At 65.0% G+C, this 25,764-nt stretch carries 28 protein-coding genes; 20 read left to right on the top strand and 8 right to left on the bottom strand.

Annotated elements, in window-relative coordinates; genetic code table 11:
* Window positions 1-81 precede the first annotated feature (81 nt).
* Window positions 82-1,854, bottom strand: a complete 1,773-nt coding sequence (locus ACF8C6_RS17190; RefSeq protein ID WP_392500392.1) for a KinB sensor domain-containing domain — start codon at window positions 1,852-1,854, stop codon at window positions 82-84.
* The gene (gene algB / locus ACF8C6_RS17185; protein WP_392500391.1) at window positions 1,851-3,197 is read right to left on the bottom strand and encodes a sigma-54-dependent response regulator transcription factor AlgB; all 1,347 of its coding nucleotides are present in this window, start codon (window positions 3,195-3,197) and stop codon (window positions 1,851-1,853) included. The genes ACF8C6_RS17190 and algB overlap by 4 nt, the downstream gene beginning before the upstream one ends.
* A gap of 230 nt (window positions 3,198-3,427) precedes the next feature.
* On the opposite strand from algB, the gene ACF8C6_RS17180 reads away from it, so the two are divergent.
* From ACF8C6_RS17180 to ACF8C6_RS17130, 11 genes are all read left to right on the top strand, one after another.
* Complete coding sequence (locus tag ACF8C6_RS17180) at window positions 3,428-4,261, top strand: BON domain-containing protein (protein WP_392500390.1); 834 nt, start codon at window positions 3,428-3,430, stop codon at window positions 4,259-4,261.
* Between the two features lie 65 nt (window positions 4,262-4,326).
* Entirely contained in the window at window positions 4,327-4,758 is a 432-nt protein-coding gene (locus ACF8C6_RS17175; protein ID WP_392500389.1) for a PA2169 family four-helix-bundle protein, read from the top strand.
* Window positions 4,759-4,808: 50 nt separating this feature from the next.
* A complete protein-coding gene (locus tag ACF8C6_RS17170; RefSeq protein WP_392500388.1) occupies window positions 4,809-4,994 on the top strand; it encodes a hypothetical protein in 186 nt (61 codons plus the stop codon).
* A 13-nt stretch (window positions 4,995-5,007) separates the two neighbouring features.
* A complete protein-coding gene (locus ACF8C6_RS17165; protein ID WP_277687957.1) occupies window positions 5,008-5,181 on the top strand; it encodes a hypothetical protein in 174 nt (57 codons plus the stop codon).
* Between the two features lie 10 nt (window positions 5,182-5,191).
* Window positions 5,192-5,356, top strand: coding sequence for a DUF1328 domain-containing protein (locus tag ACF8C6_RS17160; RefSeq protein WP_277687958.1), 165 nt, complete (start codon window positions 5,192-5,194; stop codon window positions 5,354-5,356).
* Between the two features lie 10 nt (window positions 5,357-5,366).
* Window positions 5,367-5,828, top strand: a complete 462-nt coding sequence (locus ACF8C6_RS17155) for an inhibitor of vertebrate lysozyme family protein (protein ID WP_392500387.1) — start codon at window positions 5,367-5,369, stop codon at window positions 5,826-5,828.
* 194 nt (window positions 5,829-6,022) lie between these two features.
* A complete protein-coding gene (purE, locus tag ACF8C6_RS17150; protein ID WP_392500386.1) occupies window positions 6,023-6,514 on the top strand; it encodes a 5-(carboxyamino)imidazole ribonucleotide mutase in 492 nt (163 codons plus the stop codon).
* Window positions 6,515-6,531: 17 nt separating this feature from the next.
* The gene (locus ACF8C6_RS17145) at window positions 6,532-7,614 is read left to right on the top strand and encodes a 5-(carboxyamino)imidazole ribonucleotide synthase (RefSeq protein WP_392500385.1); all 1,083 of its coding nucleotides are present in this window, start codon (window positions 6,532-6,534) and stop codon (window positions 7,612-7,614) included.
* An 82-nt stretch (window positions 7,615-7,696) separates the two neighbouring features.
* Window positions 7,697-7,942 (top strand): GlsB/YeaQ/YmgE family stress response membrane protein, encoded by a 246-nt coding sequence (locus ACF8C6_RS17140; RefSeq protein WP_392500384.1) that lies wholly within the window; start codon window positions 7,697-7,699, stop codon window positions 7,940-7,942.
* Between the two features lie 60 nt (window positions 7,943-8,002).
* A complete protein-coding gene (locus ACF8C6_RS17135; RefSeq protein ID WP_392500383.1) occupies window positions 8,003-8,536 on the top strand; it encodes a DUF3299 domain-containing protein in 534 nt (177 codons plus the stop codon).
* 70 nt (window positions 8,537-8,606) lie between these two features.
* Entirely contained in the window at window positions 8,607-9,362 is a 756-nt protein-coding gene (locus ACF8C6_RS17130) for a substrate-binding periplasmic protein (RefSeq protein WP_392500382.1), read from the top strand.
* A 39-nt stretch (window positions 9,363-9,401) separates the two neighbouring features.
* On the opposite strand, the gene ACF8C6_RS17125 is transcribed toward ACF8C6_RS17130, so the two are convergent.
* Together ACF8C6_RS17125 and ACF8C6_RS17120 are read right to left on the bottom strand one after the other, a co-directional pair.
* The gene (locus tag ACF8C6_RS17125; protein WP_392500381.1) at window positions 9,402-10,778 is read right to left on the bottom strand and encodes a TRAP transporter large permease subunit; all 1,377 of its coding nucleotides are present in this window, start codon (window positions 10,776-10,778) and stop codon (window positions 9,402-9,404) included.
* Window positions 10,771-11,316, bottom strand: coding sequence for a TRAP transporter small permease subunit (locus ACF8C6_RS17120; RefSeq protein ID WP_392500380.1), 546 nt, complete (start codon window positions 11,314-11,316; stop codon window positions 10,771-10,773). The genes ACF8C6_RS17125 and ACF8C6_RS17120 overlap by 8 nt, the downstream gene beginning before the upstream one ends.
* Before the next feature lie 265 nt (window positions 11,317-11,581).
* Here ACF8C6_RS17120 and ACF8C6_RS17115 point away from each other — a divergent pair, with 265 nt between their 5' ends.
* Entirely contained in the window at window positions 11,582-12,688 is a 1,107-nt protein-coding gene (locus ACF8C6_RS17115) for a TRAP transporter substrate-binding protein (RefSeq protein WP_277687966.1), read from the top strand.
* A 53-nt stretch (window positions 12,689-12,741) separates the two neighbouring features.
* Here ACF8C6_RS17115 and zwf read toward each other — a convergent pair whose 3' ends face one another.
* Window positions 12,742-14,232 (bottom strand): glucose-6-phosphate dehydrogenase, encoded by a 1,491-nt coding sequence (gene zwf / locus ACF8C6_RS17110; protein WP_392500379.1) that lies wholly within the window; start codon window positions 14,230-14,232, stop codon window positions 12,742-12,744.
* A gap of 117 nt (window positions 14,233-14,349) precedes the next feature.
* On the opposite strand from zwf, the gene hexR reads away from it, so the two are divergent.
* The gene (gene hexR, locus ACF8C6_RS17105) at window positions 14,350-15,216 is read left to right on the top strand and encodes a transcriptional regulator HexR (protein ID WP_277687968.1); all 867 of its coding nucleotides are present in this window, start codon (window positions 14,350-14,352) and stop codon (window positions 15,214-15,216) included.
* A gap of 101 nt (window positions 15,217-15,317) precedes the next feature.
* Window positions 15,318-15,518, top strand: a complete 201-nt coding sequence (locus ACF8C6_RS17100; protein WP_392500378.1) for a PA3496 family putative envelope integrity protein — start codon at window positions 15,318-15,320, stop codon at window positions 15,516-15,518.
* Here the strand turns inward: ACF8C6_RS17100 and ACF8C6_RS17095 are convergent.
* Window positions 15,515-16,462, bottom strand: a complete 948-nt coding sequence (locus ACF8C6_RS17095) for a LysR family transcriptional regulator (RefSeq protein ID WP_392500377.1) — start codon at window positions 16,460-16,462, stop codon at window positions 15,515-15,517. The two genes, ACF8C6_RS17100 and ACF8C6_RS17095, sit on opposite strands and share 4 nt — an antisense overlap.
* 189 nt (window positions 16,463-16,651) lie before the next feature.
* Between ACF8C6_RS17095 and ACF8C6_RS17090 the strand changes: the two genes are divergently transcribed.
* The 4 genes from ACF8C6_RS17090 (at window position 16,652) to ACF8C6_RS17075 (ending at window position 21,241) form a co-directional block, all read left to right on the top strand.
* A complete protein-coding gene (locus ACF8C6_RS17090; RefSeq protein WP_392500376.1) occupies window positions 16,652-18,067 on the top strand; it encodes an acetyl-CoA carboxylase biotin carboxylase subunit in 1,416 nt (471 codons plus the stop codon).
* 72 nt (window positions 18,068-18,139) lie between these two features.
* Window positions 18,140-19,948 carry a sodium-extruding oxaloacetate decarboxylase subunit alpha gene (gene oadA, locus ACF8C6_RS17085; RefSeq protein ID WP_392500375.1) on the top strand — a complete coding sequence of 603 codons (1,809 nt, stop codon included), beginning with the start codon at window positions 18,140-18,142 and terminating at the stop codon, window positions 19,946-19,948.
* A 53-nt stretch (window positions 19,949-20,001) separates the two neighbouring features.
* On the top strand, window positions 20,002-20,937 hold the full coding sequence (locus ACF8C6_RS17080; RefSeq protein WP_392500374.1) for a sodium-dependent bicarbonate transport family permease: 936 nt from the start codon (window positions 20,002-20,004) through the stop codon (window positions 20,935-20,937).
* A gap of 1 nt (window position 20,938) precedes the next feature.
* Window positions 20,939-21,241, top strand: coding sequence for a P-II family nitrogen regulator (locus ACF8C6_RS17075; RefSeq protein ID WP_392500373.1), 303 nt, complete (start codon window positions 20,939-20,941; stop codon window positions 21,239-21,241).
* A gap of 134 nt (window positions 21,242-21,375) precedes the next feature.
* On the opposite strand, the gene ACF8C6_RS17070 is transcribed toward ACF8C6_RS17075, so the two are convergent.
* Window positions 21,376-22,800, bottom strand: coding sequence for an aspartate ammonia-lyase (locus tag ACF8C6_RS17070; protein WP_392500372.1), 1,425 nt, complete (start codon window positions 22,798-22,800; stop codon window positions 21,376-21,378).
* A 174-nt stretch (window positions 22,801-22,974) separates the two neighbouring features.
* Here ACF8C6_RS17070 and ACF8C6_RS17065 point away from each other — a divergent pair, with 174 nt between their 5' ends.
* Window positions 22,975-23,880, top strand: a complete 906-nt coding sequence (locus tag ACF8C6_RS17065) for a LysR substrate-binding domain-containing protein (RefSeq protein ID WP_277687977.1) — start codon at window positions 22,975-22,977, stop codon at window positions 23,878-23,880.
* On the opposite strand, the gene ACF8C6_RS17060 is transcribed toward ACF8C6_RS17065, so the two are convergent.
* Entirely contained in the window at window positions 23,877-24,170 is a 294-nt protein-coding gene (locus tag ACF8C6_RS17060) for a YceK/YidQ family lipoprotein (RefSeq protein WP_392500371.1), read from the bottom strand. The two genes, ACF8C6_RS17065 and ACF8C6_RS17060, sit on opposite strands and share 4 nt — an antisense overlap.
* 159 nt (window positions 24,171-24,329) lie before the next feature.
* Between ACF8C6_RS17060 and ACF8C6_RS17055 the strand changes: the two genes are divergently transcribed.
* Complete coding sequence (locus ACF8C6_RS17055; protein ID WP_392500370.1) at window positions 24,330-25,556, top strand: nucleoside recognition domain-containing protein; 1,227 nt, start codon at window positions 24,330-24,332, stop codon at window positions 25,554-25,556.
* Window positions 25,557-25,764: the final 208 nt, after the last annotated feature.

The following is a 25,764-nucleotide window of genomic DNA, read 5'->3' as shown; positions in this document are numbered from 1 at the left end:
CTACGCGGCCCGACCCAACCTACGTGGCGTAACCCAGTCTGCGCGCCGCAGGTTATCGAGCCCCAGCGCTCTGCTTGCGCCTCATACCGGCAGGCTGAGGTAGAAGTTAGCGCCCTGGCCCGGTCGTGAGTGCACACCGAGCAGGCCGCTGTGCAATTGCACGATCTCCCGCGACAGTGCCAGGCCCAGGCCGACACCACCCTTGCGCGAGCCGACCTGGACAAAGGGCTCGAAGATGCGGGTCTGCTGGCTGAAGGGGATGCCCTGGCCCTGGTCTTGCACGCTGATGATCACGCGCTCACCCTGGCGTTTTGCCTGCAGTTGCACCGCGTCACCCGGTTCGCTGTGGCGCAGGGCGTTGCTGATCAGGTTATCCAGTACCCTGGCGATCTGCCCCGCATCGAGGCTCAGGTGCGGCAGTGGCTGCTCGCTGGCGGCGCTCAGCATCACCTGGCGCTCTGCGGCTTCCAGGGCAAAACGCTCACGGGCCTGTTCAAGCAGCTCGGCCAGGTCGCAAGGCTCGCGCCGCAGGACCTGCAGACCATTCTGGTAGCGCGAGAAATTGAGCAGATCGTCGATCAGCTGCACCAGGCGGCGGATTTCCTCGTCGACCGTGCGCATCAGATCCTGCTCGCGGCCCTCTTCGGGCAGGACGAGCCGCTCACGCAGCAGACTGAACGCCATGTGGATGCCGGTAACCGGCGTGCGCAGCTCATGCGAGGCGCGCAGTACGAACTCCCCGCGCACGCGCTCGAAGGCGCGTTGGGCAGTGACATCACGCAGCACCATGACGGCCCCGAGGATGCCGCGCTCTTCATCCTGCACCGGGGTCAGGCTGTAGCTGAGCAGGCGCTGTTCGCCGTCGCTGTCGATCACCAGGTCTTCGCCCTGCCGTGGGGTTTCACCCGCCAGTGCCTGGCTCAGCTGTTCGGCCAGCGGCGCATGTTCCAGCAGTTGTGGCAGTGCCTGCCCGCTGGGCACTTCGCTCCAGCCAAACTGCCGTTGTGCCACGGGGTTGCCATGTTCCAGGCGGCCATCACAGCCGATGATCAGCAGGCCGTGATCGATGCTGTCGAGCACCGCCTGCAGGCGCCGCTGGCTGGCGATCAGCTCTGCGACCCGGCTGGCGCGGAACTGCCTCAGCGCCTCGGCCATCTGGGCGAAACGTTGCGTCAGCGAAGCCAGTTCGGCTTCGCGGGTCTGCGGCAGGGCGATTTGGAAGTCACCCTGACCAATCTGGTCGGCGGCGGCGGCCAGCGCTTCGAGCGGTCGGCCGAAGCGCTGGGCTACGCCATGCGCCGTCAGAAAACCGGTTACCAGCAGCGCCAGGCTGATCAGGCCGAGCAGGCCGGCCACCAGCCAGGCCCGCTCGCGGGCCTGCTGCTGTTCCTGCTCCACGCTCTGCACATAGCGGGTCTGCACGGCATTGATACGGTCACGCAAGGCCTGCAGGGCCAGGGCGAAGGTGTCGTCATTGAGCAGGTCGCGGCGTATCTGCAGCGGGCTGTCGAGGAAATGGTCGAAGTGGCTGTAGGCACGCTCGATCTCGGTTACCGCCTGCAGATCGCTGTCATCGATGGCGCCCGCCGCCGCCCGTTGCAGCCACTGACGGAAGCGCTGGTCGGACGCCTCCAGCTCCTGGCGATCCAGGCGGTCACGCAGCAGCAGGATGACCTGGCTGCCCATCTCCTGGCGCATGCCGAGGCTGGCATCGATGATCTCCAGGTTGCGGGTCATGGCCTGGTTCTGCTCGCGGGTCAGCAGCAGGGTGCTGGCCATGCCCAGCAGCAGGCCGAGCAGGGCCAGGGTCATGAGTGCGCTGCTGCTGATGAACAGCCGGCTGCGCAGTTTCATAGGCCGTACTGCTTGCGTTTGCGGTACAGGGTGGAGACGTCGATGCCCAGGGTGCTGGCGGCCTGTTCCAGGGTCGGGCTGGTGGCCAGCATGGCGGCGATATGGGCCTTCTCCAGCTCCTCCAGGCTCAAGGCGGCCCCGACCCTGGCGGCGTTGTCCGTGGTGCTGGGCGTGAGGCCGAGGTGCGTTGGTTCGATTTCTGTGCCGGGGCAGATGATGCTGGCACGCTCGATCACGTTGCGCAGTTCGCGCACGTTGCCGGGCCAGTGATAGTCCTGCAGGGTGGCCAGGGCTTCATTGCTGAAGGCGCGCGCCGGGCGGCCGTACTCGCTGACAAAGTGCGCGAGAAAACGCTCGGCCAGGGTCATGACATCCTCCCGGCGTTCACGCAGGGGGGGCAGCTTGAGGGTAATGACGTTGAGGCGGTACAGCAGGTCTTCGCGAAAACGCCCCTCGCGCACCATGTCATCGAGATCGAGGTTGGTGGCGGCGAGAATGCGTACATCGGCCTGGCGCGTCACCGGGTCGCCAACCCGCTCGTATTCCTTGTCCTGAATGAAGCGCAGCAGTTTGGGCTGCAGCGGCAGCGGGAAGTCGCCTATTTCGTCGAGGAACAGGGTGCCGCCGTCGGCCTGGCTGACCCGGCCCAGGGTGCTTTCGCTGGCGCCGGTGAAGGCACCGCGGCTGTGGCCGAACAGTTCGCTTTCCATCAGCTCGGTCGTCAGTGACGGGCAGTTGATGGTGGCGAAGGGTTTGCGCGCGCGTCGACTCCAGCCGTGGATGGCCCGGGCCAGTTCGCCCTTGCCGGTACCGGATTCGCCGAGGATGAGGATGTTGGCATCAGTGGCCGCTACCTGGCGGGCCGTCTCCAGTACGGCCATGAAGGCCGGACTGTGCGAATCGAGGCCGTCCTGGGTGCGTTTCATCTGGCCTTCCAGGGCCTCCAGGCGCGCGGCCAGCTGGCGCACTTCCAGTTGTTTGGCGGCCGCCAGGCGCAGCTGCTCAGGGCTGCACGGCTTGACCAGATAATCGGCGGCGCCGGCCTGAATGGCGTCTACTGCGCTGTCCACCGCCGAGTGGGCGGTGACGATCACCACGCGCATCCAGGGTGCCTGCACGCGCAGGCGTTGCAGCACTTCCAGGCCATCGTCCTCGCCCAGGCGCAGGTCGAGGAAGCACAGGTCGAACACCTGACGCTGCAGCAGTGTTTCGGCCTGGGCCGCACTGCTGGCGGTGGCGACCTGATAGCCGCTGTCTTCCAGGCAATAGCGGAAGGTGCGCAGGATGGCGGCTTCATCGTCCACCAGCAGGATGCGTCCACTGTTGTTCGGGCTATTGGGCATCGTTGGCTCTCCGTTATTGCTGTGCAGCTTAGTCAGCGCAATGTCGTGCAAGTTGCACGGTGATTTTCAGGCGACCTTGCACAATGCAAGCGGTGGGCGTCTATGTGCATCTGCTAACTATATGATTTATATGGATAAAAAATATTATCCAGGGCTGGCACAGGGCTTGCGATATCTCATCCAGCGGTCGCCAAGGCGGCTGCAACGGACACGTATCTGGAGGAACCGCCATGTATCAGATGAAGAAACTCGCCCTGGCCACCCTGACCGCCGGTGTGCTCGGTCTCTCACCTCTGGCCGCCCAGGCCGCCGAGGGTGATCTCGGTCGCCAGCTCAGTGAGGCGCGCCAGGAAGGCTCGATCTGGACGGCGATCGCACTCAACCGCCATCTCAGCCCGTTCAGCATCGATGTGGATGTGGAGAACGGCGTGGCCGTGCTGACCGGCAAGGTGGAGAGCGACATCGATCGCGACCTGGCTGGCCAGCTGGCGCTCGGCACCGAGGGCGTGAAGAAGGTGGACAACCGTCTGCTGGTGGACCCCGACACCCAGCCGCGCCAGCAGCAAAGCAGCCTGGCTCAGCAATTCGATGACGCCACCCTGACCGCCATGGTCAAGTCCAAGCTGCTGTGGAACAGCAATACCGAGGGCCTGGACATCGATGTCGACACCCAGAACGGCGTGGTCACCCTCAAGGGTAACGCTCGCTCGGCCGAGGCCAAGGAACTGGCCGGCCATCTGGCGCAAAACACCGAGGGTGTGGAGCGGGTCAACAACCACCTCAGCGTGAGTGAGGCCGACAGCACTGCCGCCCAGGCCCAGCAGGCGGCCGAAGACACCACGCGCGCCATCAGCGATGCCTGGATCACCAGCAAGGTGAAGTCCAGCTACCTGTATGACCGCCAGCTCGATGGCCTGGATATCTCGGTAGAGACCAAGGCCGGCATGGTCGAGCTCGGTGGCAGCGTGCTCAGCGCGGCCGAGAAGGAACTGGCCATCGAGACTGCCCGCAATATCCGCGGTGTGCGTGGCGTGGATGCCGACGCCCTGCGCATCGACGGCTGACTCCCCGGCGCCGGCACTTCGCCGGCGCCCCAACCGGCGTGTGACGCCGCAACAAGGAGAAAACCATGACCCAGCAAACAGCTCAGCTCAACGAACTGATCGAGATCACCCGAGACGGCCAGCGTTTCTATGAGCACGCCAGCCGCGAGGTCAAGGACCAGCACCTCAAGAGCCTGTTCGGCGAGATGTCGCGGGCCAAGGTCGAGGTGATTCAGGCGCTGTCCGCCCGTGTCGCCGCCAACCACGAGCAGCCCGCCACTGGCGGCACCCTGCTTGGCAAGCTGCGCCAGGTCTATGCCGATACCAAGGCCACCCTGGTCAGCGACGAGGCGGCCACTTACGTGGCGCAGCTGGAGGAGGCCGAGGACCGCATCCTGCACGCCTTCGAGGACGCCCTGCAAAGCGCCGATGCGCAGCTCAAGCCGCTGCTGGTGAGCGAGATGCCCAAGGTGCGCGCCTGCCACGACCGCATGCGCGGTGTGAAGCGCGCGATCTGAGCCCACGGCGGGTCGCCACATGGGCGGCCCGCACGCCAGGAGAAACCGTCATGAACGCCCTGCATCTGTTGACGCCCGCAGCCCTGTTGCTGGTGCTTGGTCTGGTCACCGGCCTGAGCTGGCCGACCTCATCCGGCCTGCGCCAGCAAGAGGCGATCCAGCCGCAGCAATTCCCGCCGCTGGCTGTGCGGGCCGATCCGCTGCAGGCCCGGCGCAGCGCGCACTGGGTGTTTTGAGGAGGTCCCTGTCATGTATGCCCTGCTTGTTCTGGGCGTGATCGCCTTGCTGGCCCTGGCCAGTCTGATCAGTGCCCTGCTGGTTGGTCAGGCCCTGCTGCAGAGCCGCCTGATCGAAACCGAGGACATGTCGGCGCAACCCGCGTCCGTCAGCCTCAATCGTCATCCGCAGCCGTTGACTGCGTAGGAGAGTCGCCATGCTTAGCTGGTCCATTACCTTCCTGATCGTTGCCATCATTGCCGCCGTTTTCGGCTTTGGTGGTATCGCTGGCACTGCCGCCGGCATCGCCAAGATCCTGTTTCTGGTGTTCCTGGTGATGTTCGTCCTGTCGTTCATCCTGGGCCGCCGCCCTCGCAGCTGAGGAGGTGCCCATGACATCCCGCCACACTCTGTTGGCCGCCGCCCTGCTGACCCTGGCCTGCACCGCGCAGGCCACCAGCAGCGGCGCTGAGATGCGCGTGGAACAGATCCTGCGCAGTGACCCGCAATACCAGGACACCTGGCAGGCGGTGCTCGAAGATGAGGAGCGCCTGCCCGACTGGGTCATCAACCTGGACGGTCAGGGCCAGCCCATGCAGACCCTGGAAAGCGATGGCGAGCAGTACCTGGTCGGTCGTCTGTGCGATGGCTACGACTGCTTTCACCAACGTCTGTTCGTTGCATTTAGCTGGGACAAGCAGCAGGCCTACGCCCTCTGGGTGCAGCTGCCGCAAGCCCTGCCGGCCGATGCGGCACCTGCTCAGCACGACCGTCAGCGCTGGCTCGGTGAGCCGGATGAAGACATGCGTCAGCTGTTGCTGGAGCAGCTGGCCGCTGAGCCGGACTGGTACTGAACCGGGTGCTTCTGCCCCGGTTGCGTTCTGACACAGACGGACGGTCATGCCATAGGCGCGTGAGCCGTGGCTTTCCGGTATAATGCGCCGCCTTCGGGGCCCCAGAGGCCTGATCCAATCATGACAAGCCACGCCCAATGCGTGGCTTGTTGGTTTTTGTCGCGCCGCCAGGCGCCCGAACAAGAGGCACAACGATGAGCGCACTGGTTGGCGTGATCATGGGTTCCAAGTCCGACTGGAGCACCCTGAGCCATACCGCGGAGATGCTGGAGAAGCTCGGCATCCCCTACGAGGTGAAGGTGGTTTCTGCCCACCGCACGCCGGATCTGCTGTTCCAGTACGCCGAACAGGCCGAGGAGCGCGGCATCCAGGTCATCATCGCCGGTGCCGGTGGCGCCGCCCACCTGCCGGGCATGTGCGCGGCCAAGACGCATCTGCCGGTACTCGGCGTGCCGGTACAGTCCGCCGTGCTCTCCGGTGTCGACTCGCTGCTGTCGATTGTGCAGATGCCGGCCGGCATTCCGGTCGCCACCCTGGCCATCGGCAAGGCCGGTGCGGCCAATGCCGCGCTGCTGGCCGCCAGCATCCTGGGTCACCAGCATCCGCAGTTCCATGCCAAGCTCAAGCAGTTCCGCGACGAGCAGACGCAGACCGTGCTGGACAATCCGGACCCCCGCGAAGCCTGAGCAAGAGACTTCCCGCAATGAAGATCGGTGTAATCGGTGGCGGCCAGCTGGGCCGCATGATGGCCCTGGCGGGCACCCCGCTGGGTATGGACTTCGCCTTCCTCGACCCGGCGCCGGATGCCTGTGCCCAGGCGCTCGGCGAGCACATCCGCGCCGATTACGGCGACCAGGATCACCTGCGCCAGCTGGCCGACGAAGTCGACCTGGTGACCTTCGAGTTCGAGAGCGTGCCGGCTGAAACCGTGGCCTTCCTCTCCCAGTTCGTGCCGGTCTATCCGAGCGCCGAGGCGCTGCGCATTGCCCGTGACCGCTGGTTCGAGAAGTCGATGTTCAAGGACCTCGGCATCCCGACCCCGGCGTTCGCCGACATCCAGTCGCAAGCCGATCTGGACGCCGCCGTCGCCGCCATCGGCCTGCCGGCGGTGATGAAGACCCGCACCCTGGGCTACGACGGCAAGGGTCAGAAGGTGCTGCGCAAACCCGAGGACGTGGTCGGCGCCTTCGCCGAGCTGGGCTGCGTGCCGTGCATCCTCGAAGGCTTCGTGCCCTTCACCGGCGAAGTCTCGCTGGTGGCCGTGCGCGCCCGCGACGGCGAGACGCGCTTCTACCCGCTGGTGCACAACCGCCACGACAGCGGCGTGCTGGCCCTGTCCATCGCCAGTACCGACCATCCGCTGCAGGCGCTGGCCGAAGACTATGTCGGTCGCGTGCTGCAGAAGCTCGACTATGTCGGCGTGCTGGCCTTCGAGTTCTTCGAAGTCGACGGCGGCCTCAAGGCCAACGAAATCGCCCCGCGCGTGCACAACTCCGGGCACTGGACCATCGAAGGCGCCGAGTGCAGCCAGTTCGAAAACCACCTGCGCGCCGTCGCCGGTCTGCCGCTGGGCTCGACCGCCAAGGTGGGTGAGAGCGCCATGCTCAACTTCCTTGGCAGCGTGCCCGAGGTGAGCAAGGTGGCAGCCATCGCCGATTGCCACTTGCACCACTATGGCAAGGCCTTCAAGGCCGGGCGCAAGGTCGGTCACGCCACGATTCGCTGCCAGGACATGGCGACCCTGAAGGCGCGCATCGCCGAGGTCGAGGCGCTGATCAAGGGCTGAACCGCTGGGCTATGCTCTGGTCACAACGAGGCGTGCTGAGGCACGCCTTGTTCGTTTCTGACCCTGCAAAAGGAGCTTCCCAATGGGCATCATCGGCACCATCTTCATCGGTTTGATCGTTGGATTGATCGCGCGTTTCCTTAAGCCGGGCGACGACAGCATGGGCTGGGTGATGACCATCCTGCTGGGCATTGGTGGCTCCATCGCCGCGACCTACGGTGGTCAGGCGCTGGGCATCTACCAGGCCGGCCAGGCGGCCGGTTTCATCGGGGCGGTGATCGGCGCGGTGATCCTCCTGGTGATCTACGGCGCCATCAAGAAAAGCTGAAGTAGGAACCGCGCCACGGCGACGTTAGTCTTAGTGGCTTTCCCGTTACGAGAGCCCGCCATGCGTCGCCTGTTGCTGTGCCTGATGTTGTTGCCCCTGCTGAGCCACGCCGAACTGGCTGAAACCGACTGGCTGGAGTTGATGCCACTGGAGGATCAGCAGGCACTGGAGGCCATGCCGGAGATCAGCCATGACTCCCCCGAGCTGGCCGGTACCTTCGACAGCAAGGGTGGGCTCAAGCAGCAGGATCAGGATCTGCCGGCAGTGATGTATTCGGCCAAGACCGTGGCGGCGCTGGACGGCAAGGCCATCCGCCTGGGCGGCTACCCGGTACCGCTGGAAAGTGATGCCCAGGGGCGCAGCACGCTGTTCTTCCTGGTGCCTTACCCAGGCGCCTGCATCCACGTCCCGCCACCGCCGCCGAACCAGATCGTGCTGGTGCGCTACCCCCAGGGCATCGCCCTGGAGGACATCTATGCACCGCTGTGGGTGAGCGGCACCCTGCATATCGAAGCCGTGGACAACGACCTGGCCCAGGCGGCCTATGCCCTTGATGCTGATAGTGTGCGTCTGGTGCTGGAAAACGATCTCTAGGATGGGACTATGCTTGCTGGCAGTCGACCTGGACGGGTGATGCCGGGTCCATTGGCGCACGAGGAAAGCCATGCGTTCAGGTGTGCAGTCGAACTATGGTTGGTTTTGTCTACAGCTTTTTCGCTTTGCTCTGCTGTCGGTCAGCACCTGGGCGTCGGCGGTCGCATGCGAGCTCAAGGTTGCCGTGGAGCGCCAGGCTTACATGCCGTACTACAGCATCGAGTCCGGCCAATATGTCGGCTACGCCCGGGAGTTACTGGACGCCTTTGCACAGAGTATTGACTGTCACTTCGTCTACCAAGCGTTGCCAGTGAAGCGTGCTGATGACAGCTTTCTTGGCGGTCAGCTGGATTTCCGCTTTCCCGATAACCCGGAGTGGAACACCGAACTGAAGAGCTCCTTTCCTGTGTACTACAGCGATCCGGTCATTGATTTCATTGATGGCATGTTGGTGCTGCCGCAGCATCTGGGGCGAGGGGTGGGTGGGGTTCACGAACTGGGCACCCTGCTGGGATTCACCCCTGCCCACTATGAGCAGGACATCAAGAACGGAACCATTGTCCTGCGCCAGCTGCAGAACACGGAGGCGCTGCTGCAGATGGGCCTGAAGGGACGGGTGGATGCGATCTACATGAACCCCGTTGTGGCACGTGCGGCCCTGAAACAGAAGCCCGATGCTTTGCGCTTCGACCCGGAGCTGCCGCACCTGGCCGGCTACTACTACCTTTCGAGCCTCAAGCATCCCGAGCTGCTCGAACGCTTCAACGTCTTTCTGCGCGACAGTGATGAGTTGCAGCAGAGCCTGCGCAAGAAGTATGGCTTGTAGGGACGCCCCGGCCTGCAACATGCTGGGGCGTCCACGCCTTCACTTGCCGTAGACCTGCTCCGGCAGCCAGGTGATCAGCTCCGGCCAGATGTAGGCGATCACCAGCAGCAGCACCTGGATGGCAATGAACGGCACTACCCCCTTGTAGATGGTGCTGGTGGCGATGCTCGCCGGTGTCACGCCGCGCAGGTAGAACAGGGCGAAGCCGAAGGGCGGGGTGAGGAAGGAGGTCTGCAGGTTCAGCGCGATCATCACGCCCAGCCAGATCGGATCGAGGCCCATGGCCAGCAGAACCGGGCCGACGATCGGTACCACCACGAAGGTGATCTCGATGAAGTCGAGGATGAAACCGAGCAGGAAGATCACCACCATCACCAGGAAGAACGCACCCAGTACGCCGCCCGGCAGCTGGGAGAACACGTCCTCGATCAGCACTTCGCCGCCGAAGCCGCGGAACACCAGGGAGAACAGCGAGGCGCCGATCAGGATCAGGAACACCATGGCGCTGATTTCGGTGGTGCCGTAGGCCACATCCTTGAGCTGGCTGAAATTCAGCTTGTTCTTGCTCAGGGCCAGCAGCATGGCGCCGACCGCGCCCAGGGCTGCAGCCTCGGTGGGGGTGGCGTAGCCGGCGAGGATCGAGCCGAGTACGGCGCCGATCAGCAGCAGTGGCGGAATCAGCGCGGCGAACAGTTTGCCCCATTCGATCGGGCCCAGCTCTTCCTGCGGCAGGGCCGGCAACTTCTTCGGCTGGGTGATGGCGATGAAGATCAGGTAGAGGATGTACAGGCCGACCAGCAGCAGACCAGGGATCAGCGCGCCGACGAACAGGTCACCCACCGACACGGTCTTCGGCGAGAAGATGCCCATCTTCAGCTGCGCCTGCGAATAGGCGCTGGACATCACGTCACCGAGCAGGACCAGCACGATCGACGGCGGGATGATCTGCCCCAGGGTGCCGGTGGCGGCCAGGGTGCCGGTGGCGATGGCCGGGTCGTAGCCACGGCGCAGCATGGTCGGCAGGGCTAGCAGGCCCATGGTCACCACGGTGGCACCGACGATGCCGGTGCTGGCGGCGAGCAGGGCGCCGACCACGCACACGGAGATCGCCAGGCCGCCGCGCAGGGTGCCGAACAGGCGCGACATGGATTCCAGCAGGTCTTCGGCAACCCGTGACTTCTCCAGCATCACGCCCATGAACACGAACAGCGGCACGGCCAGCATGGTCTGGTTGTTCATGATGCCGAACAGGCGGTTGGGCAGGGCGTGCAGGTAGCCGCCGTCGAAGGTGCCGGTGGCGATGCCGATACCGGCGAACAGCAGCGAGACACCACCCAGGGTGAAGGCCACCGGGAAGCCGCCCATCAGGGCCAGGCAGATGCTGACGAACAGCAGAATCGCCATCAACTCAGCCATGCTTCACCTCCGGCGCGGGAATCTTGCCGGCCAGGACATGGGCGTACTTGATCAGTTCTGCCACGCTTTGCAGCACCAGACTGAAGACCAGTACCAGGATGATGGTCTTCTGCAGGTACACCAGCGGCAGGCCGCCGCTTTCGCCGGATTTCTCCAGGGTCGACCAGGACGCGCTGACATAGTCCCAGCTGTTCCAGCCGAGGAACAGGCAGAAGGGTAGGAGGAACAGGATGTTGCCGAGGATCTCCACCAGGGCCTGCTTACGACCGGAAAACTTCTGGTAGAAGATGTCCACGCGCACATGGCCGCCGCGCTGCAGGGTCCAGGCCGCAGCGCCCATGAACACCATGGCGTGCGCGTACATCACGGCTTCCTGCAGGGCGGTGGCGCCAATGCCGAAGCCGTAGCGCAGAACCACGACCACGGCAGTGCCGATGACGAGGAACAGGGTCAGCCAGGCGCAGGCCCGGCCCAGCCAGGCATTCGCCGCGCTGAGCGCGTTGGCGAAGCCGAGAAGCGGGGGAGTGGAGGCGGACATCGTGGGTCCTTCTTGTAATGTGTTGGCAAGGCAGCGACCGCTTGTGGCGGCGCGAGAGGCTGCGCTCTTGGGCGCAGGCCCGCGATTCTCGCAGGCTGTGGATAGCCCAGCAATCCACCTACAACTTTAGTCGAAGCGGCTAGGCTTGAACGTCGGCAGGCCCTAATGTGATGGGGCTCAGTCTGACCCGGGTGATGCTCTGGTCTGACCAATTGAACCTTGCGCTGTCCATGGGCGGGGTTCCTACAACAATAAGGAGTCTTGCATGAAACGTCGTGACATCATCGCCGCCGCCGGTGTCGGCCTGGCTGCCACCGCGCTGGCCGGCTGCAGCAAGCAGCCCGAGGCGAACTGCGAACCGCAGAAGGGTGGCAGTGGCGGTGGAGAGACCTTCACCTGGAAAATGGTCACTTCCTGGCCGAAGAACTTCCCTGGCGTGGGCGTGGGCGCCGAGCGTTTCGCCAAGCTGGTCAACGAAATGAGCGGTGGTCGTCTGACCGTCAAGGTCTATGCCGCCGGCGAGCTGGTGCCGGCTCTGGAAGTCTTCGACGCGGTGTCCCGCGGCACCGCCGAGATGGGGCACGGCGCGCCCTACTACTGGAAGGGCAAGGTGCCGGCCGCGCAGTTCTTCTGCGCCCTGCCGTTCGGCCCGAATGCTGCCGAGATGAATGCCTGGCTGTTCAAGGGCGGCGGCATGCAGCTGTGGGAGGAGGTGTACAAGCCGTTCGGCGTGCTGCCGATCCTGTGCGGCTCCACCGGTGTGCAGACCGCCGGCTGGTTCAACAAGGAAATCAACTCCCCGGCCGACTTCGAAGGCCTGAAGATGCGTACCCCGGGCCTGGGTGGCGAAGTGCTGACCAAGATGGGCGGCACCGTGGTCAACCTGCCGGCCGGCGAGATCTTCACCGCCCTGCAGACCGGCGCCATCGACGCCACCGAGTGGATCGGGCCGTACAACGACCTGGCCCTGGGCCTGCATAAAGCCGCCAAGTACTACTACACCCCGGGCTGGCAGGAGCCGAACGTCACCTTCGAGCTGGACGTCAACCTGAAGGCCTGGGAAACCCTGCCGGCCGACCTGCAGGCCATTGTTCGCGCCGCCGCCCGTGACGTGAACGGCGACATGCTCGACGATTACAACGCGCGCAACATGGAAGCGCTGGAAACCCTCAAGCAAGAGGGCGTGGAAGTGCGCCGCCTGCCGGACGAGGTGTTGGCCAAGCTCAAGGGAGTTGCCGCCGAAGTGGTCACCGCGGCCGCTGCTGCCGACCCGGCCGCAAGCAAGGTGTACGAAGCGCAGACTGCTTATTTCAAGCGCCTGCAGGAGTACGCCAAGGTGTCCGAAGAGGATATCTACAAGATTCGCGGCTAATTACCAGCGCGGTTAAACGAAGGCCGGTGAAGTGATTCACCGGCCTTTCTGTTTCAGTCTTCCCACGCGCGCCCGGCCAGCTCCAGCAGGGTGCTGGCCTGTTCCGGGCCGTCGCTGCCGGCGGGGTAGGGGCGCGGGTCCTGGTAGTTGTTCTGCCAGCCCTTGATGATCGGATCGACCCAGGCCCAGGCTGCCTCGACTTCGTCGCGGCGCATGAACAGCGTCGAGTCGCCTTCGATCACGTCCAGCAGCAGGCGCTCGTAGGCATCCCAGCGGCGCTTCTGCGGGAACACCTGGGCCAGGTTGAGATCCAGCTCCATCGGCGTCAGACGCATGCCCTTGCCCGGGCTCTTGCCCATCAGCTGCAGGGTGATGCGCTCTTCCGGCTGCAGGCTGATGACCAGGCGGTTGGCCTGGCTGCTGTCGAACAGGCGATGCGGCACCGGCTTGAACTGGATGACGATTTCCGAACGCTTCTTGGCCATGCGTTTGCCGGTGCGCAGGTAGAAGGGCACGCCGGCCCAGCGCCAGTTGTCGATCTCCGCCTGGATGGCGACGAAGGTCTCGGTATCGCTGTCGTTGTCGACATGTTTCTCGAAGTAATACGCCGGCACCTCCTGCCCGCCGATCTTGCCGGCGACGTATTGGCCGCGCACGGTCTTGTCGTGCACGTCGAGGCCGGCGATGGGCTTGAGCGCTTCGAGGATCTTCACCTTCTCGTTGCGCACCGATTCGGCATCGAAGCGTACCGGCGCCTCCATGCTGACCAGGCAGAGCAACTGCAGCAGGTGGTTCTGCACCATGTCGCGCATGGCGCCGGCCTGGTCGTAGTAGGCACCGCGATTTTCCACGCCGAGCGTCTCGTTGACGCTGATCTGCACGTGGTCGATGTGCCCGGCGCGCCAGATCGGCTCGAACAGGGCATTGGCGAAGCGCAGGGCCATCAGGTTCTGCACCGTCTCCTTGCCCAGGTAGTGGTCGATGCGAAACACCTGGGCCTCGCTGAACACTGCGCCGATGGTCGCGTTGATCTCCTGGGCCGACTCCAGCGAATGACCGATGGGTTTTTCCAGCACGATGCGCGTATCGCTGCCGGCCAGCCCGGCGATGGCCAGGTGTTCGGCGATGGCTTCGAACAGATTGGGTGCGGTGGCCAGGTAGTAGATGCGTCCGCGGTTGCAGCCGCGGGCCGCGAGAAACTTGCCGAGGCGACCGAACTCGGCGCTCTGCGACAGATCCAGGGACAGGTAGTCGAGGCGTGCGGCGAAGCTGGACCAGGTGTCGTTGTCGAAGTCGCTGCGCGCGACCTGGGCGCGTACCCGGCGCTCGGCCAGGGCCTGATAGGCGCTACGCTCCAGCGGGTTGCGCGCCACGGCGATGATGCGCATCTCGCTGCCCAGGCGACCGTCGCGGTGCAGGTGATAGAGGGCTGGTAGCAGCTTGTGCAGGGCCAGATCACCGGTACCGCCGAAGACCAGCATGTCGCAGGGGCTATTCAACGAGAAGACTCCGGCCGGGTTTGCCTGTGCGGGGTGGCTGTTCATGTAGTATAACTACACGGTCACTACAACCGATCATAACAGGCCGGGAGAGGGCGCTGCGAGTCAGGCTGTTGCCGGCTGCTGATGTTTCTCACCTGCCACCTATTCAGAGTCCTGCCTGTGAATCTTCTGCAGCATATTGCCCAGTCGCGAAACCTGCTTCGCAAGTCCGAACTGAAAGTGGCCGAACACGTCCTGCAGGATCCTTCGGCGGTGATGCACAGCTCCATGGCCGACCTGGCTCAGGAGGTCGGCATCAGCGAGCCGACCATCGTGCGCTTCTGTCGCGCCATCGGTTGCAGCGGCTTCCAGGATCTCAAACTGAAGCTGGCGCAGAGCCTGGCGGCCGGCGCCAGCTTCGGCCAATTCTCGATCAGCGAGAATGACTCGGTGAGCGACTTCAGCCTGAAGATCTTCGACACCACCCTGCACACCCTGATGGAAGTGCGTGAGCGCCTCGACCCGCAGGCGCTGGAGAAGGCCATCAACGCCATCGCCAACGCGCGGCGCATCGAGTTCTATGGTTTCGGCGCCTCCGGCGCGGTGGCTGCCGACGCCCAGCACAAGTTCTTCCGCCTGCTGCTGACTGCTGCGGCCTATTCCGACCCGCACATGCAGGCGATGAGCGCGGTGACGCTCAAGCCGACCGACGTGGCCATCTGCATCTCCCAGTCGGGGCGCTCCAAGGATCTGCTGATCACTGCCAACCTGGTGCGCGAGTCCGGCGCCACGCTGATCACCCTGTGTCCGGGGCAGACGCCGTTGGCCGACCTGGCCGACGTCAACCTGGCCATCGATGTGCAGGAAGACACCGAGATCTATACCCCGCTGACCTCGCGCATCGCCCATCTGGTGGTGATCGACGTGCTGGCCATGGGCGTGGCCATGGCCCGTGGCCCGGACCTGGTCAACCACCTCAAGAGCGTCAAGCGCAGCCTGCGCAGTCTGCGCCTGTCGCCCAAGTCGGTGCGCAGCGCGGAAGACTGAGGGGTGTCACCGGGCGGTCATGGAAAATTCACCGTGCCGCCGCGCTAGCGTCACGCCGCGCCGGCACGCTGGGCTCTCGTCACCGGACCAGGAGCCTCGCGATGAATCTGCATCACGCCGAACCCGTTCTCGACAGCAAGACCCGCCGCAAGCTGGAAGACCAGCGCCGCATGGCCTTTCGCCGGGCCATCGAAGACTACGCCGAGCAGCGTCGCCTGCAGCATGACCTCGACGACTTCCCTGACCTGATTCCCGCCGGCTACCCGTTCGCCAAGCGCGTCGGCGAACCGCGCGCGGCCTAAGCGCCGGTTGCTTCGCTGAAGCGCTGTTCCAGCGCGGTAATCTGCACCCGTTCGCTGCGAATGAAGTCGCGGAACGCCTGCGCCACCGGCGACAGGCGTTTGCCGCGTGCGTGTACCACGCACCAGCTGCGCTGTAGTGGCAACTCATCTACCGGCAGTTCGCGCAACAGGCCCTGGCCCAGTTCCAGGCGCACGGCATGGCGCGGAAGCAGAGCAATGCCGAGGCCGGCGATGACCGCTTCAACCTGGGCCTCGCAGGAGCCAACCTCCAGGGTCTGGGGGAAATGCGCGCGCTTCTGGTGGCAGTATTCCTCGGTCGCGCGGCGGGTACCGGAGCCGGGTTCGCGCAGGAGCAAGGGGAAGCCGCTGAGGTCGGTCAGGCGCAGTTTCTCCACCGAGCACAGCGCATGATTCGGCGGTGCAACGGCGATGATCGAATTGGTCAGGAAGGGGAAGAAGTCCAGAGCCTGATCGCCCGGCGGTTGCGACATGATCAGCAGGTCGTCACGGCTCACCGACAGGCGGCGTACCGCCTGGGCATGGTTGACCACCACCAGCTGCAGGCTGACCTCCGGATGCTGTTCACGGAAGGCGGCGAACAGGTGCGGCACCAGGTACTTGGCGCTGGACTCCACGGCCAGGCTGAGCTGGCCTTGCAGCGAGCCCTGCAGGTCGGAGAGCTGCATGTCCAGAGCCTCCAGGCGGCCGAACACGTCTTCGCTGGCGCGCAGCAGGGCTTCGGCGGCGGGGGTCAGGTGCAGCTTCTTGGCCACGTAATCGAACAGAGGCTGGCCGACCAGCTCTTCCAGCTGACGGATCTGCAGGCTGACGGCCGGTTGGGTCAGCGCCATTTCTTCCGCGGCGCGGCTGTAGGAGCGGCTTTCGCACACGGCACGAAAAATTTGCAGCTGGCGAAAGGTCATTCGCATCAATGACTTACGCATTTATTACAGCTCTCTTGCGGTTCCTTTTCAAATGACTATAAGTCTTTGCTAATGGATAACCCAACAAATATTCATTTTGGTTAATTCACTATCGGCGCTAGCTTTTAGACAAGACCGCTGCGGCCCTGGCGGTCATCCATAGACCGCATCCAAGCGGCCCTTTGCTCACGTGATCGAGGAGCCTGGCTCGTGATCAAGAAAATACTCATCGCCAACCGCGGCGAAATTGCCGTGCGCATCGTGCGTGCCTGTGCCGAGATGGGCATCCGCTCGGTGGCCATCTACTCCGAGGCGGATCGCCACGCCCTACACGTCAAGCGTGCCGACGAGGCGCACAGCATCGGTGACGACCCGCTGGCCGGCTACCTGAACCCGCGCAAGCTGGTGAACCTGGCGGTGGAAACCGGCTGCGATGCCCTGCATCCGGGCTACGGCTTTCTCTCCGAAAACGCCGAACTGGCGGAAATCTGCGCCGAGCGCGGGGTCAAGTTCATCGGCCCCTCGGCCGAAGTGATCCGCCGCATGGGCGACAAGACCGAGGCGCGGCGCAGCATGATCGCCGCCGGCGTGCCGGTCACCCCGGGCACCGAAGGCAATGTTGCCGATATCGCCGAGGCGCTGCGCGAGGGTGACCGCATCGGCTACCCGGTGATGCTCAAGGCCACTTCCGGCGGTGGTGGGCGCGGTATTCGCCGCTGCAACAGCCGCGAGGAGCTGGAGCAGAACTTCCCGCGGGTGATCTCCGAGGCGACCAAGGCCTTCGGCAGCGCCGAGGTGTTCCTGGAGAAGTGCATCGTCAATCCCAAGCACATCGAGGCGCAGATCCTCGCCGACAGCTTCGGCAATACCGTGCACCTGTTCGAGCGTGACTGCTCGATCCAGCGGCGCAACCAGAAGCTGATCGAAATCGCCCCCAGCCCGCAGCTGACCCCCGAGCAGCGTGCCTACATCGGCGACCTCGCCGTGCGCGCGGCCAAGGCGGTCGGCTACGAGAACGCCGGCACCGTGGAGTTCCTGCTCGCAGGCGGCGAGGTGTACTTCATGGAGATGAACACCCGGGTGCAGGTGGAGCACACCATCACCGAGGAAATCACCGGCATCGACATCGTCCGCGAGCAGATCCGCATCGCTTCCGGTCTGGAGCTGTCGGTCAAGCAGGAAGATATCATCCACCGCGGCTATGCCCTGCAGTTCCGCATCAACGCCGAGGACCCGAAGAACAACTTCCTGCCGTCCTTCGGCAAGATCACCCGCTACTACGCCCCCGGTGGCCCCGGCGTGCGTACCGACACGGCGATCTACACCGGCTACACCATTCCGCCCTACTACGACTCGATGTGCCTGAAGCTGATCGTCTGGGCGCTGACCTGGGAAGAGGCGATGGACCGCGGCCTGCGCGCCCTCGACGACATGCGCGTGCAGGGCGTGCGCACCACCGCGCCCTACTACCAGGAAATCCTGCGCAACCCCGAGTTCCGCAGCGCCGAGTTCAACACCAGCTTCGTCGAGAGCCACCCGGAGCTGACCCAGTACTCGATCAAACGCAACCCGTCGCACCTAGCCATCGCCATCGCCACCGCCATTGCGGCGCACGCAGGGCTTTAACGAATCGTAGCCCGGATGCAATCCGGGAACTGCGGCCCCGGATTGCATCCGGGCTACAGGAGAGCAGAGAAGATGACTAAAAAGATCAGCGTTACCGATACCATCCTGCGCGATGCCCACCAGTCGATCATCGCCACGCGCATGCGCACCGAAGACATGCTGCCGATCTGCGACAAGCTCGACAAAGTCGGCTACTGGTCGCTGGAAGTCTGGGGCGGCGCCACCTTCGACGCCTGCGTGCGTTTCCTCAAGGAAGACCCCTGGGAGCGTCTGCGCAAGCTCAAGGCCGCGCTGCCCAACACCCGCCTGCAGATGCTCCTGCGCGGGCAGAACCTGCTCGGCTACCGCCACTACAGCGACGACGTGGTACGCGCCTTCGTGGCCAAGGCGGCGGTCAACGGCATCGACGTGTTTCGCATCTTCGACGCGATGAACGACGTGCGTAACCTGCGCGTGGCCATCGAGGCGGTGAAGGCCGCCGGCAAGCACGCCCAGGGCACCATCGCCTACACCACCAGCCCGGTGCACACCATCGACGCCTTCGTCGAGCAGGCCAAGCAGATGGCCGCGATGGGCGTCGACTCGATCGCTATCAAGGACATGGCCGGGCTGCTCACCCCCTACGCCACCGGCGATCTGGTCAAGGCGCTGAAGGTAGCCCTGCCGCTGGAGGTGGTGGTGCATTCCCACGACACCGCCGGTGTGGCCAGCATGTGCCAGCTCAAGGCCGTGGAAAACGGTGCCGACCGCATCGACACGGCCATCTCCAGCTTCGCCTGGGGCACCAGCCACCCGGGCACCGAGTCGATGGTCGCCGCGCTGCGCGGCACGCCCTACGACACCGGCCTGGACCTGGAGCTGATCCAGGAAATCGGCATGTACTTCCACGCCGTGCGCAAGAAGTACCACCAGTTCGAGAGCGAATTCACCGGCGTCGACACCCGCGTGCAGGTCAACCAGGTGCCGGGCGGGATGATTTCCAACCTGGCCAACCAGCTCAAGGAGCAGGGCGCGCTCAACCGCATGAACGAAGTGCTGGCGGAAATCCCGCGGGTGCGCGAAGACCTCGGCTTCCCGCCGCTGGTGACGCCGACCTCGCAGATCGTCGGCACCCAGGCGTTCTTCAACGTGCTGGCCGGCGAGCGCTACAAGACCATCACCAACGAGGTGAAACTGTATCTGCAGGGCCGTTACGGCAAGGCGCCGGGCAAGGTCAACGAAGAACTGCGCAAGCAGGCCATCGGCAGCGAGGACGTGATTGACGTGCGTCCGGCCGACCTGCTCAAGCCCGAGCTGGATCGCCTGCGCAGCGAAATCGGTGCGCTGGCCAAGTCCGAGGAGGACGTGCTGACCTTCGCCATGTTCCCCGACATCGGGCGCAAGTTCCTCGAGGAACGCGAGGCCGGTACGTTGACCCCGGAAGCGCTGCTGCCGATTCCCGAGGCGGGCGGCGCCGCGCCGGTGGGTGGCGAGGGTGTGCCGACCGAGTTCGTGGTCGACGTGCATGGCGAGAGTTACCGCGTGGACATCACCGGCGTGGGCGTGAAGGGCGATGGCAAGCGCCACTTCTACCTGTCCATCGACGGCATGCCGGAAGAGGTGGTGTTCGAGCCGCTCAACGATTTCGTCGCCGGCAGCAGTGGCAAGCGCAAGAGCGCCAGCGCGCCGGGCGACGTGTCGACCACCATGCCGGGCAATATCGTCGACGTGTTGGTCAAGGAGGGTGACAAGGTCAAGGCCGGCCAGGCCGTGCTGATCACCGAGGCGATGAAGATGGAAACCGAGGTGCAGGCGCCGATCGCCGGTACGGTCAAGGCCGTGCATGTGGCCAAGGGTGACCGGGTCAACCCCGGCGAAGTCTTAGTCGAAATCGAAGGTTAAGTCCCTGGGGCGCGCAAGCGCCCCTTTTTTTGCCTGCCCCAAGGAGGTGTGTGTTGGATCCGGTGGTGTTGTTCTTCGTCTTCGGCCTGGTTGCCGGCCTGCTGAAGAGCGAGTTGAAGTTGCCGGCGGCGCTGTACGAGACGCTGTCGATCATCCTGCTCCTGGCCATCGGCCTGCATGGCGGGGTGGAGCTGGCCGAGCAGGCCAGTACCCAGCTGCTGGGCCAGGCCGGCCTGGTGCTGCTGCTGGGCATGGGGCTGCCGCTGCTGGCTTTCGCTCTGCTGCGCGGGCTGCGCTTCGACCGGGTCAACGCGGCGGCGGTGGCGGCGCACTATGGCTCGGTCAGTGCCGGTACCTTCGCCGTGGTGGTGGCCTTCCTGGCCTCGCGCGAGGTGGCGTTCGAGAGCTACATGCCGCTGTTCGTGGCGATTCTGGAAATTCCGGCGATCCTGGTCGGCATCGTCCTGGCCAAGGGCATCAGCCGTGGTACCGACTGGAAGGAACTGGGCCGCGAGATCTTCCTGGGCAAGAGCATCATGCTGCTGCTCGGCGGCCTGGTGATCGGCGCCATCGCTGGCAAGGAGGCGATCAAGCCGCTGGAACCGCTGTACACCAGCATGTTCAAGCCGGTGCTGGCGTTCTTCCTGCTGGAAATGGGCCTGATTGCGTCCGGTCAGCTCGGTGCGCTGAAACAGTTCGGCCTGCGCCTGGCCGCGTTCGCCCTGCTCATGCCGCTGCTCGGTGCGCTGATCGGCGCGCTGCTGGCGCGTTTCATGGGCCTGAGTCTGGGCGGTACGGCCATGCTCGCCACCCTGGCGGCCTCGGCCTCCTATATCGCCGTGCCGGCGGCCTTGCGCCTGGCCTTGCCCGAGGCCAACCCCTCGCTGTCACTGACCGCCTCGCTGGGCATCACCTTTCCGTTCAACATTCTCATCGGCATACCGCTGTACCTGGTGCTGGCCGAGCAACTGATCGCCTGGGGGCTCTGAGATGAACACGCATACCCGTACCCTGCTCACCGTCATCGGCGAGGCGGCGCTGGAGAAAAAGCTGGTGGCCGACCTGGAAACCCTGGGTGCGCCCGGCTGGACCATCTCCGACGCCCGTGGTCGCGGCGCCCGTGGCGTGCGCAGCGCCGGCTGGGACACCGAAGGCAATATCCGCCTGGAGGTGATCTGTACCCGCGAGTTGGCCGAGCGTATCGCCGAGCACCTGCAGCAGCGCTACTACGCCCACTACGCCATGGTCTGCTACCTGGCCGAGGTGCAGGTACTGCGCGCGGAGAAGTTCTAGAGGGGATGAATCCGGGCAGGTGATTTCGCTTGCCGCCAGGCCGCAGGCAAAAAAAGGGATGGCCGAAGCCATCCCAGAGTGGTGAGGCCGGTGAGAGCCTCGTCTATGAACTGTGTTTCCGGCAGATCGCCGGATCAGGCGCTGAGCGGCACCAGGCGCGGGGCGATCATGTTTTCCGGGCGCAGGATGTCGGCCAGGGTGGCCTCGTCCAGCAGTTGCTCCTCGCGTACCAGCTCCAGCACGCCGCGGCCGCTGTCCAGCGCGGTCTTGGCGATGCGGGTGGCGTTCTCGTAGCCGATGTAGGGGTTGAGCGCGGTGATCAGGCCGATGGAGTTTTCCATAAGCGCGCGGCAATGGGCCTCGTTGGCGGTGATGCCGTCGATGCACAGCTCGCGCAGCATATCCATGGCGCGGGTCAGCAGGCGGATCGAGTCGAAGATCTTGTAGGCGATCAGCGGCTCCATCACGTTCAGCTGCAGCTGGCCACCTTCGGCGGCGAGGGTCAGGGCCAGGTCGTTGCCGATCACTTCGAAGGCCACCTGGTTGACCGCTTCCGGGATCACCGGGTTGACCTTGCCCGGCATGATCGAGCTGCCCGGCTGGCGCGGCGGCAGGTTGATCTCGTTGATGCCGGTACGCGGGCCGCTGGAGAGCAGGCGCAGGTCGTTGCACAGCTTGGACAGCTTGACCGCGGTGCGCTTGAGCATGCCGGAGAACAGCACGAAGGCGCCCATGTCGCTGGTGGCTTCGATCAGGTCGGCGGCCGGCTTCAGCGGGTGACCGCTGATGATGGCCAGGCGCTGCACGGCCAGCTGCTGGTATTTCGGGTCGGCGTTGATGCCGGTGCCGATCGCGGTGCCGCCCAGGTTGACCTCGTGCAGCAGGGTCGGAGCGAGCAGCTTGAGGTGCTGCAGGTCTTCGCCGAGGGTGGTGGCGAAGGCGCGGAACTCCTGGCCGAGGGTCATCGGTACGGCGTCCTGCAGCTGGGTGCGGCCCATCTTCAGCACATGGCCGAACTCCAGGCCCTTGGCGGCCAGCGAGTTGATCAGCTTGTCCAGGGCGTTGAGCAGGCTGTCGTGGCCGAGCAGCAGGCCCAGGCGGATGGCGGTCGGATAGGCGTCGTTGGTCGACTGCGCCATGTTCACGTCGTTGTTCGGGTGCAGGTGCTTGTACTCGCCCTTCTCATGCCCCATGGCCTCCAGGGCGATGTTGGCGATCACCTCGTTGGCATTCATGTTGGTCGAGGTGCCGGCGCCGCCCTGGATCATGTCGACCACGAACTGCTCGTGGAACTCACCCTGGATGATGCGTGCGCAGGCGGTGCTGATCGCCGTGTGCTTGGCGGCGGGCAGGTGGCCCAGCTCGCGGTTGGCGTCGGCGGCGGCCTGTTTGACCATGGCCAGGGCGATGACCAGTTTCGGGTAGTGGGACAGCGTGACGCCGGACAGTCGAAAATTCTGCACGGCTCGCAGGGTCTGGATGCCGTAATAGGCTTCGGCGGGGACTTCGAGGGTGCCAAGCAGATCTTTTTCGACGCGGGTGGATGCAGCAGCGGACATGATGAGAGTTTTCTCGGGGAAGACGGCGATTGCCGCGATGGGTGCGTATAGTGAGGCCTGTAGCCGTTTGTCGGCCAATGCTGTTGGTGGCTGGCCTATGCATAATCGGCATAATGTAGATGTGACTCGAATGTTCAATTGTGTGTGCAGAATATTTAACGAAGGTGCTGCTGCATGAATCTGGAAAGCAAATGGCTGGAAGACTTCGTCGCGCTGGCCGCTACCCGCAGTTTTTCCCAGGCGGCGGTGAAGCGTTTCGTCACCCAGCCTGCCTTCAGCCGCCGCATTCGCAGTCTGGAGGAAGCCCTGGGCCTGACCCTGATCAACCGCACCCGTACACCGGTGGAGCTGACAGAGGCGGGGCAGTTGTTCCTGGTCACCGCGCGCAACGTGGTCGAGCAACTGAGCGAGGCCGTGCGCCACCTGCACCACCTGGAGGGGCAGCAGGGCGAGGTGCTGCAGATCGCTGCTGCGCATTCCCTGACCCTCGGCTTCTTCCCCGAATGGATCGCGCGCCTACGTCGTGATGGTCTGCCGCTGTCGACTCGCCTGGTGGCGGCCAACGTGGGTGACGCGGTGCACCTGCTGCGCGAGGGCAGTTGCGACCTGCTGCTGGCGTTCTACGATCCGGATGCGGCGTTGCAGCTGCCGGCCGACATCTTTCCCTCGATGCACCTGGGCAGTACGGCCATGCTGCCGGTCTGCGCCGTTGGCGAGGAGGGGGCGCCGCTGTACGACCTCGACGGCGGGCAGAGCGTCCCCCTGCTGGCCTATAGCAGTGGCACCTTCCTCGGCCGCTCGGTCAACCAGTTGCTGCGCCAGCGCGCCCTGCGCTCCACCACGGTGTACGAAACGGCCATGGCCGACAGCCTCAAGACCATGGCCCTGCAGGGGCTCGGTGTGGCCTGGGTGCCGCGCTTGTCGGTGACCGCCGAGCTGGCCCGTGGCGAGCTGGCGGTGTGCGGGGCGGAGAGTTGGCAGATCCCGCTGGAAATCCGCGTGTACCGCTGGGTGCTGTCGCGCAAGGCGGCGCTGCGCCTGCTCTGGCGCAAGCTGGAGGGCGGCGTGGGACGGGACTAGCGACTGCGCAGGTGATCGGACGGCAGCAGCAAGGTGTCGGCGGCGGCATCGACGGGCAGGGAGGCGGCCGTGACCAGCGGGCAGACGATCAGCCTGTAGCAGAACACCGTGCCGCCATGGGCTTCGCCCTCGGCGCCGTAAGCGCCTGTCAGCTGAAGGTCGCTCTGCATGCCTTTGTCGTGGCTGGCCTGGACTGGCGGTGTGTCGCTGCCACGACCGAGCAGGGTGCCGCAGCCGCTGAGGCTGGCGCAGGCAAGTAGTAAGGCGGTGAGTGTGCTGGGGCGGCGCATATTGAAATCCTTTTCAATCTGGCGGGTGGAATTGGGCGCGAAGTTTACGGCACTGCTCGGTTGAGCAGGGCGGCGGAGTTCTCGCTTTGCGCTGCTCGGCGGGGCCCTGTTGCGTCGGGTGCTTGTTATCATCCCCGGCAACTGAAGCGGGGGTGCGGCATGCTCAACGGCCTGTGGCTGGGTTTTTTCGTGGTGGCGGCGCTGGCTGCCGGGGTGCGCTGGCTGGGCGGTGATCCGGCCGTGTGGGCGGCCATGGTCGAGAGCCTGTTCGCCATGGCCAAACTCTCGGTCGAGCTGATGGTGGTGCTGTTCGGCACCCTGACCCTGTGGCTGGGCTTTCTGCGCATCGCCGAAAAAGCCGGCCTGGTCGACCTGCTCGGCCGCGCCCTCGGCCCGTTGTTCGCCCGCCTGATGCCGGAAGTGCCGCGCGGCCACCCGGCCCTCGGCCTGATCACCCTCAACTTTGCCGCCAACGGCCTGGGTCTGGACAACGCCGCCACGCCCATCGGCCTCAAGGCGATGAAGGCGCTGCAGGAGCTCAACCCTAGCGCCACGGTGGCGAGCAACGCACAGATCCTGTTTCTGGTGCTCAACGCCTCGTCGCTGACCCTGCTGCCGGTGTCGATCTTCATGTACCGGGTGCAGCAGGGCGCGGAAGACCCGACCCTGGTATTCCTGCCGATCCTGCTGGCCACCAGCGCCTCGACCCTGGCCGGCCTGCTGTCGGTGGCGCTGATGCAGCGCCTGCGTCTGTGGGACCCGGTGGTGCTGGCCTACCTGATTCCCGGCGCGCTGCTGCTGGGTGGCTTCATGGCGCTGCTGGCCAGCCTCAGTGCGGTGGCGCTCAAGGAGCTGTCCGCGCTGCTCGGCAACCTGACCCTGTTCGGCCTGATCCTGCTGTTCCTGCTGGTCGGCTGGCTGCGCAAGGTGCCGGTCTACGAAACCTTTGTCGAAGGCGCCAAGGAAGGCTTCGACGTGGCCAAGAACCTGCTGCCGTACCTGGTGGCGATGCTCTGCGCCATCGGCGTGCTGCGTGCCTCCGGCGCCCTGGACTTCGGCCTCGACGGCATTCGCGCGCTGGTCGACTGGCTGGGCTGGGACAACCGCTTCGTCGACGCCCTGCCCACCGCGCTGGTCAAGCCGTTCTCCGGCAGCGCGGCGCGCGCCATGCTGATCGAGACCATGCAGACGCAGGGGGTGGACAGCTTCCCGGCACTGCTTGCCGCCACCGTGCAGGGCAGCACCGAGACCACTTTCTACGTGCTGGCCGTGTACTTCGGCGCCGTCGGCATCCAGCGCGCGCGGCACGCCGTGGGCTGCGCCCTGCTGGCCGACCTGGCCGGGGTGCTGGCGGCGATTGGGGTGTGCTACTGGTTCTTTGGCTGAGGGGGCTCGGGCTGGCTGAAGGGTAGGGCTTCGTGGCTGAGGTCTTTCGCGGCTGAAGCCGCTCCCACTGAGGCGTGGGTTGAGCCTGCGCGAACAACATTTCTGGCCGCTGTTCAGGCGCTGCCGAAGCGTCGCGGCCAAGGCCCCTCCTATATATCAGGCTCCTTGATCACGGCCAGGACGGCGGGCCGCCCCGTCGTACCTGCAT

The organism is Pseudomonas sp. zbq_18 (genome assembly GCF_043102245.1).
Taxonomy (GTDB): Bacteria; Pseudomonadota; Gammaproteobacteria; order Pseudomonadales; family Pseudomonadaceae; genus Aquipseudomonas.
This window is presented reverse-complemented; position numbering and strand designations above follow the sequence as displayed.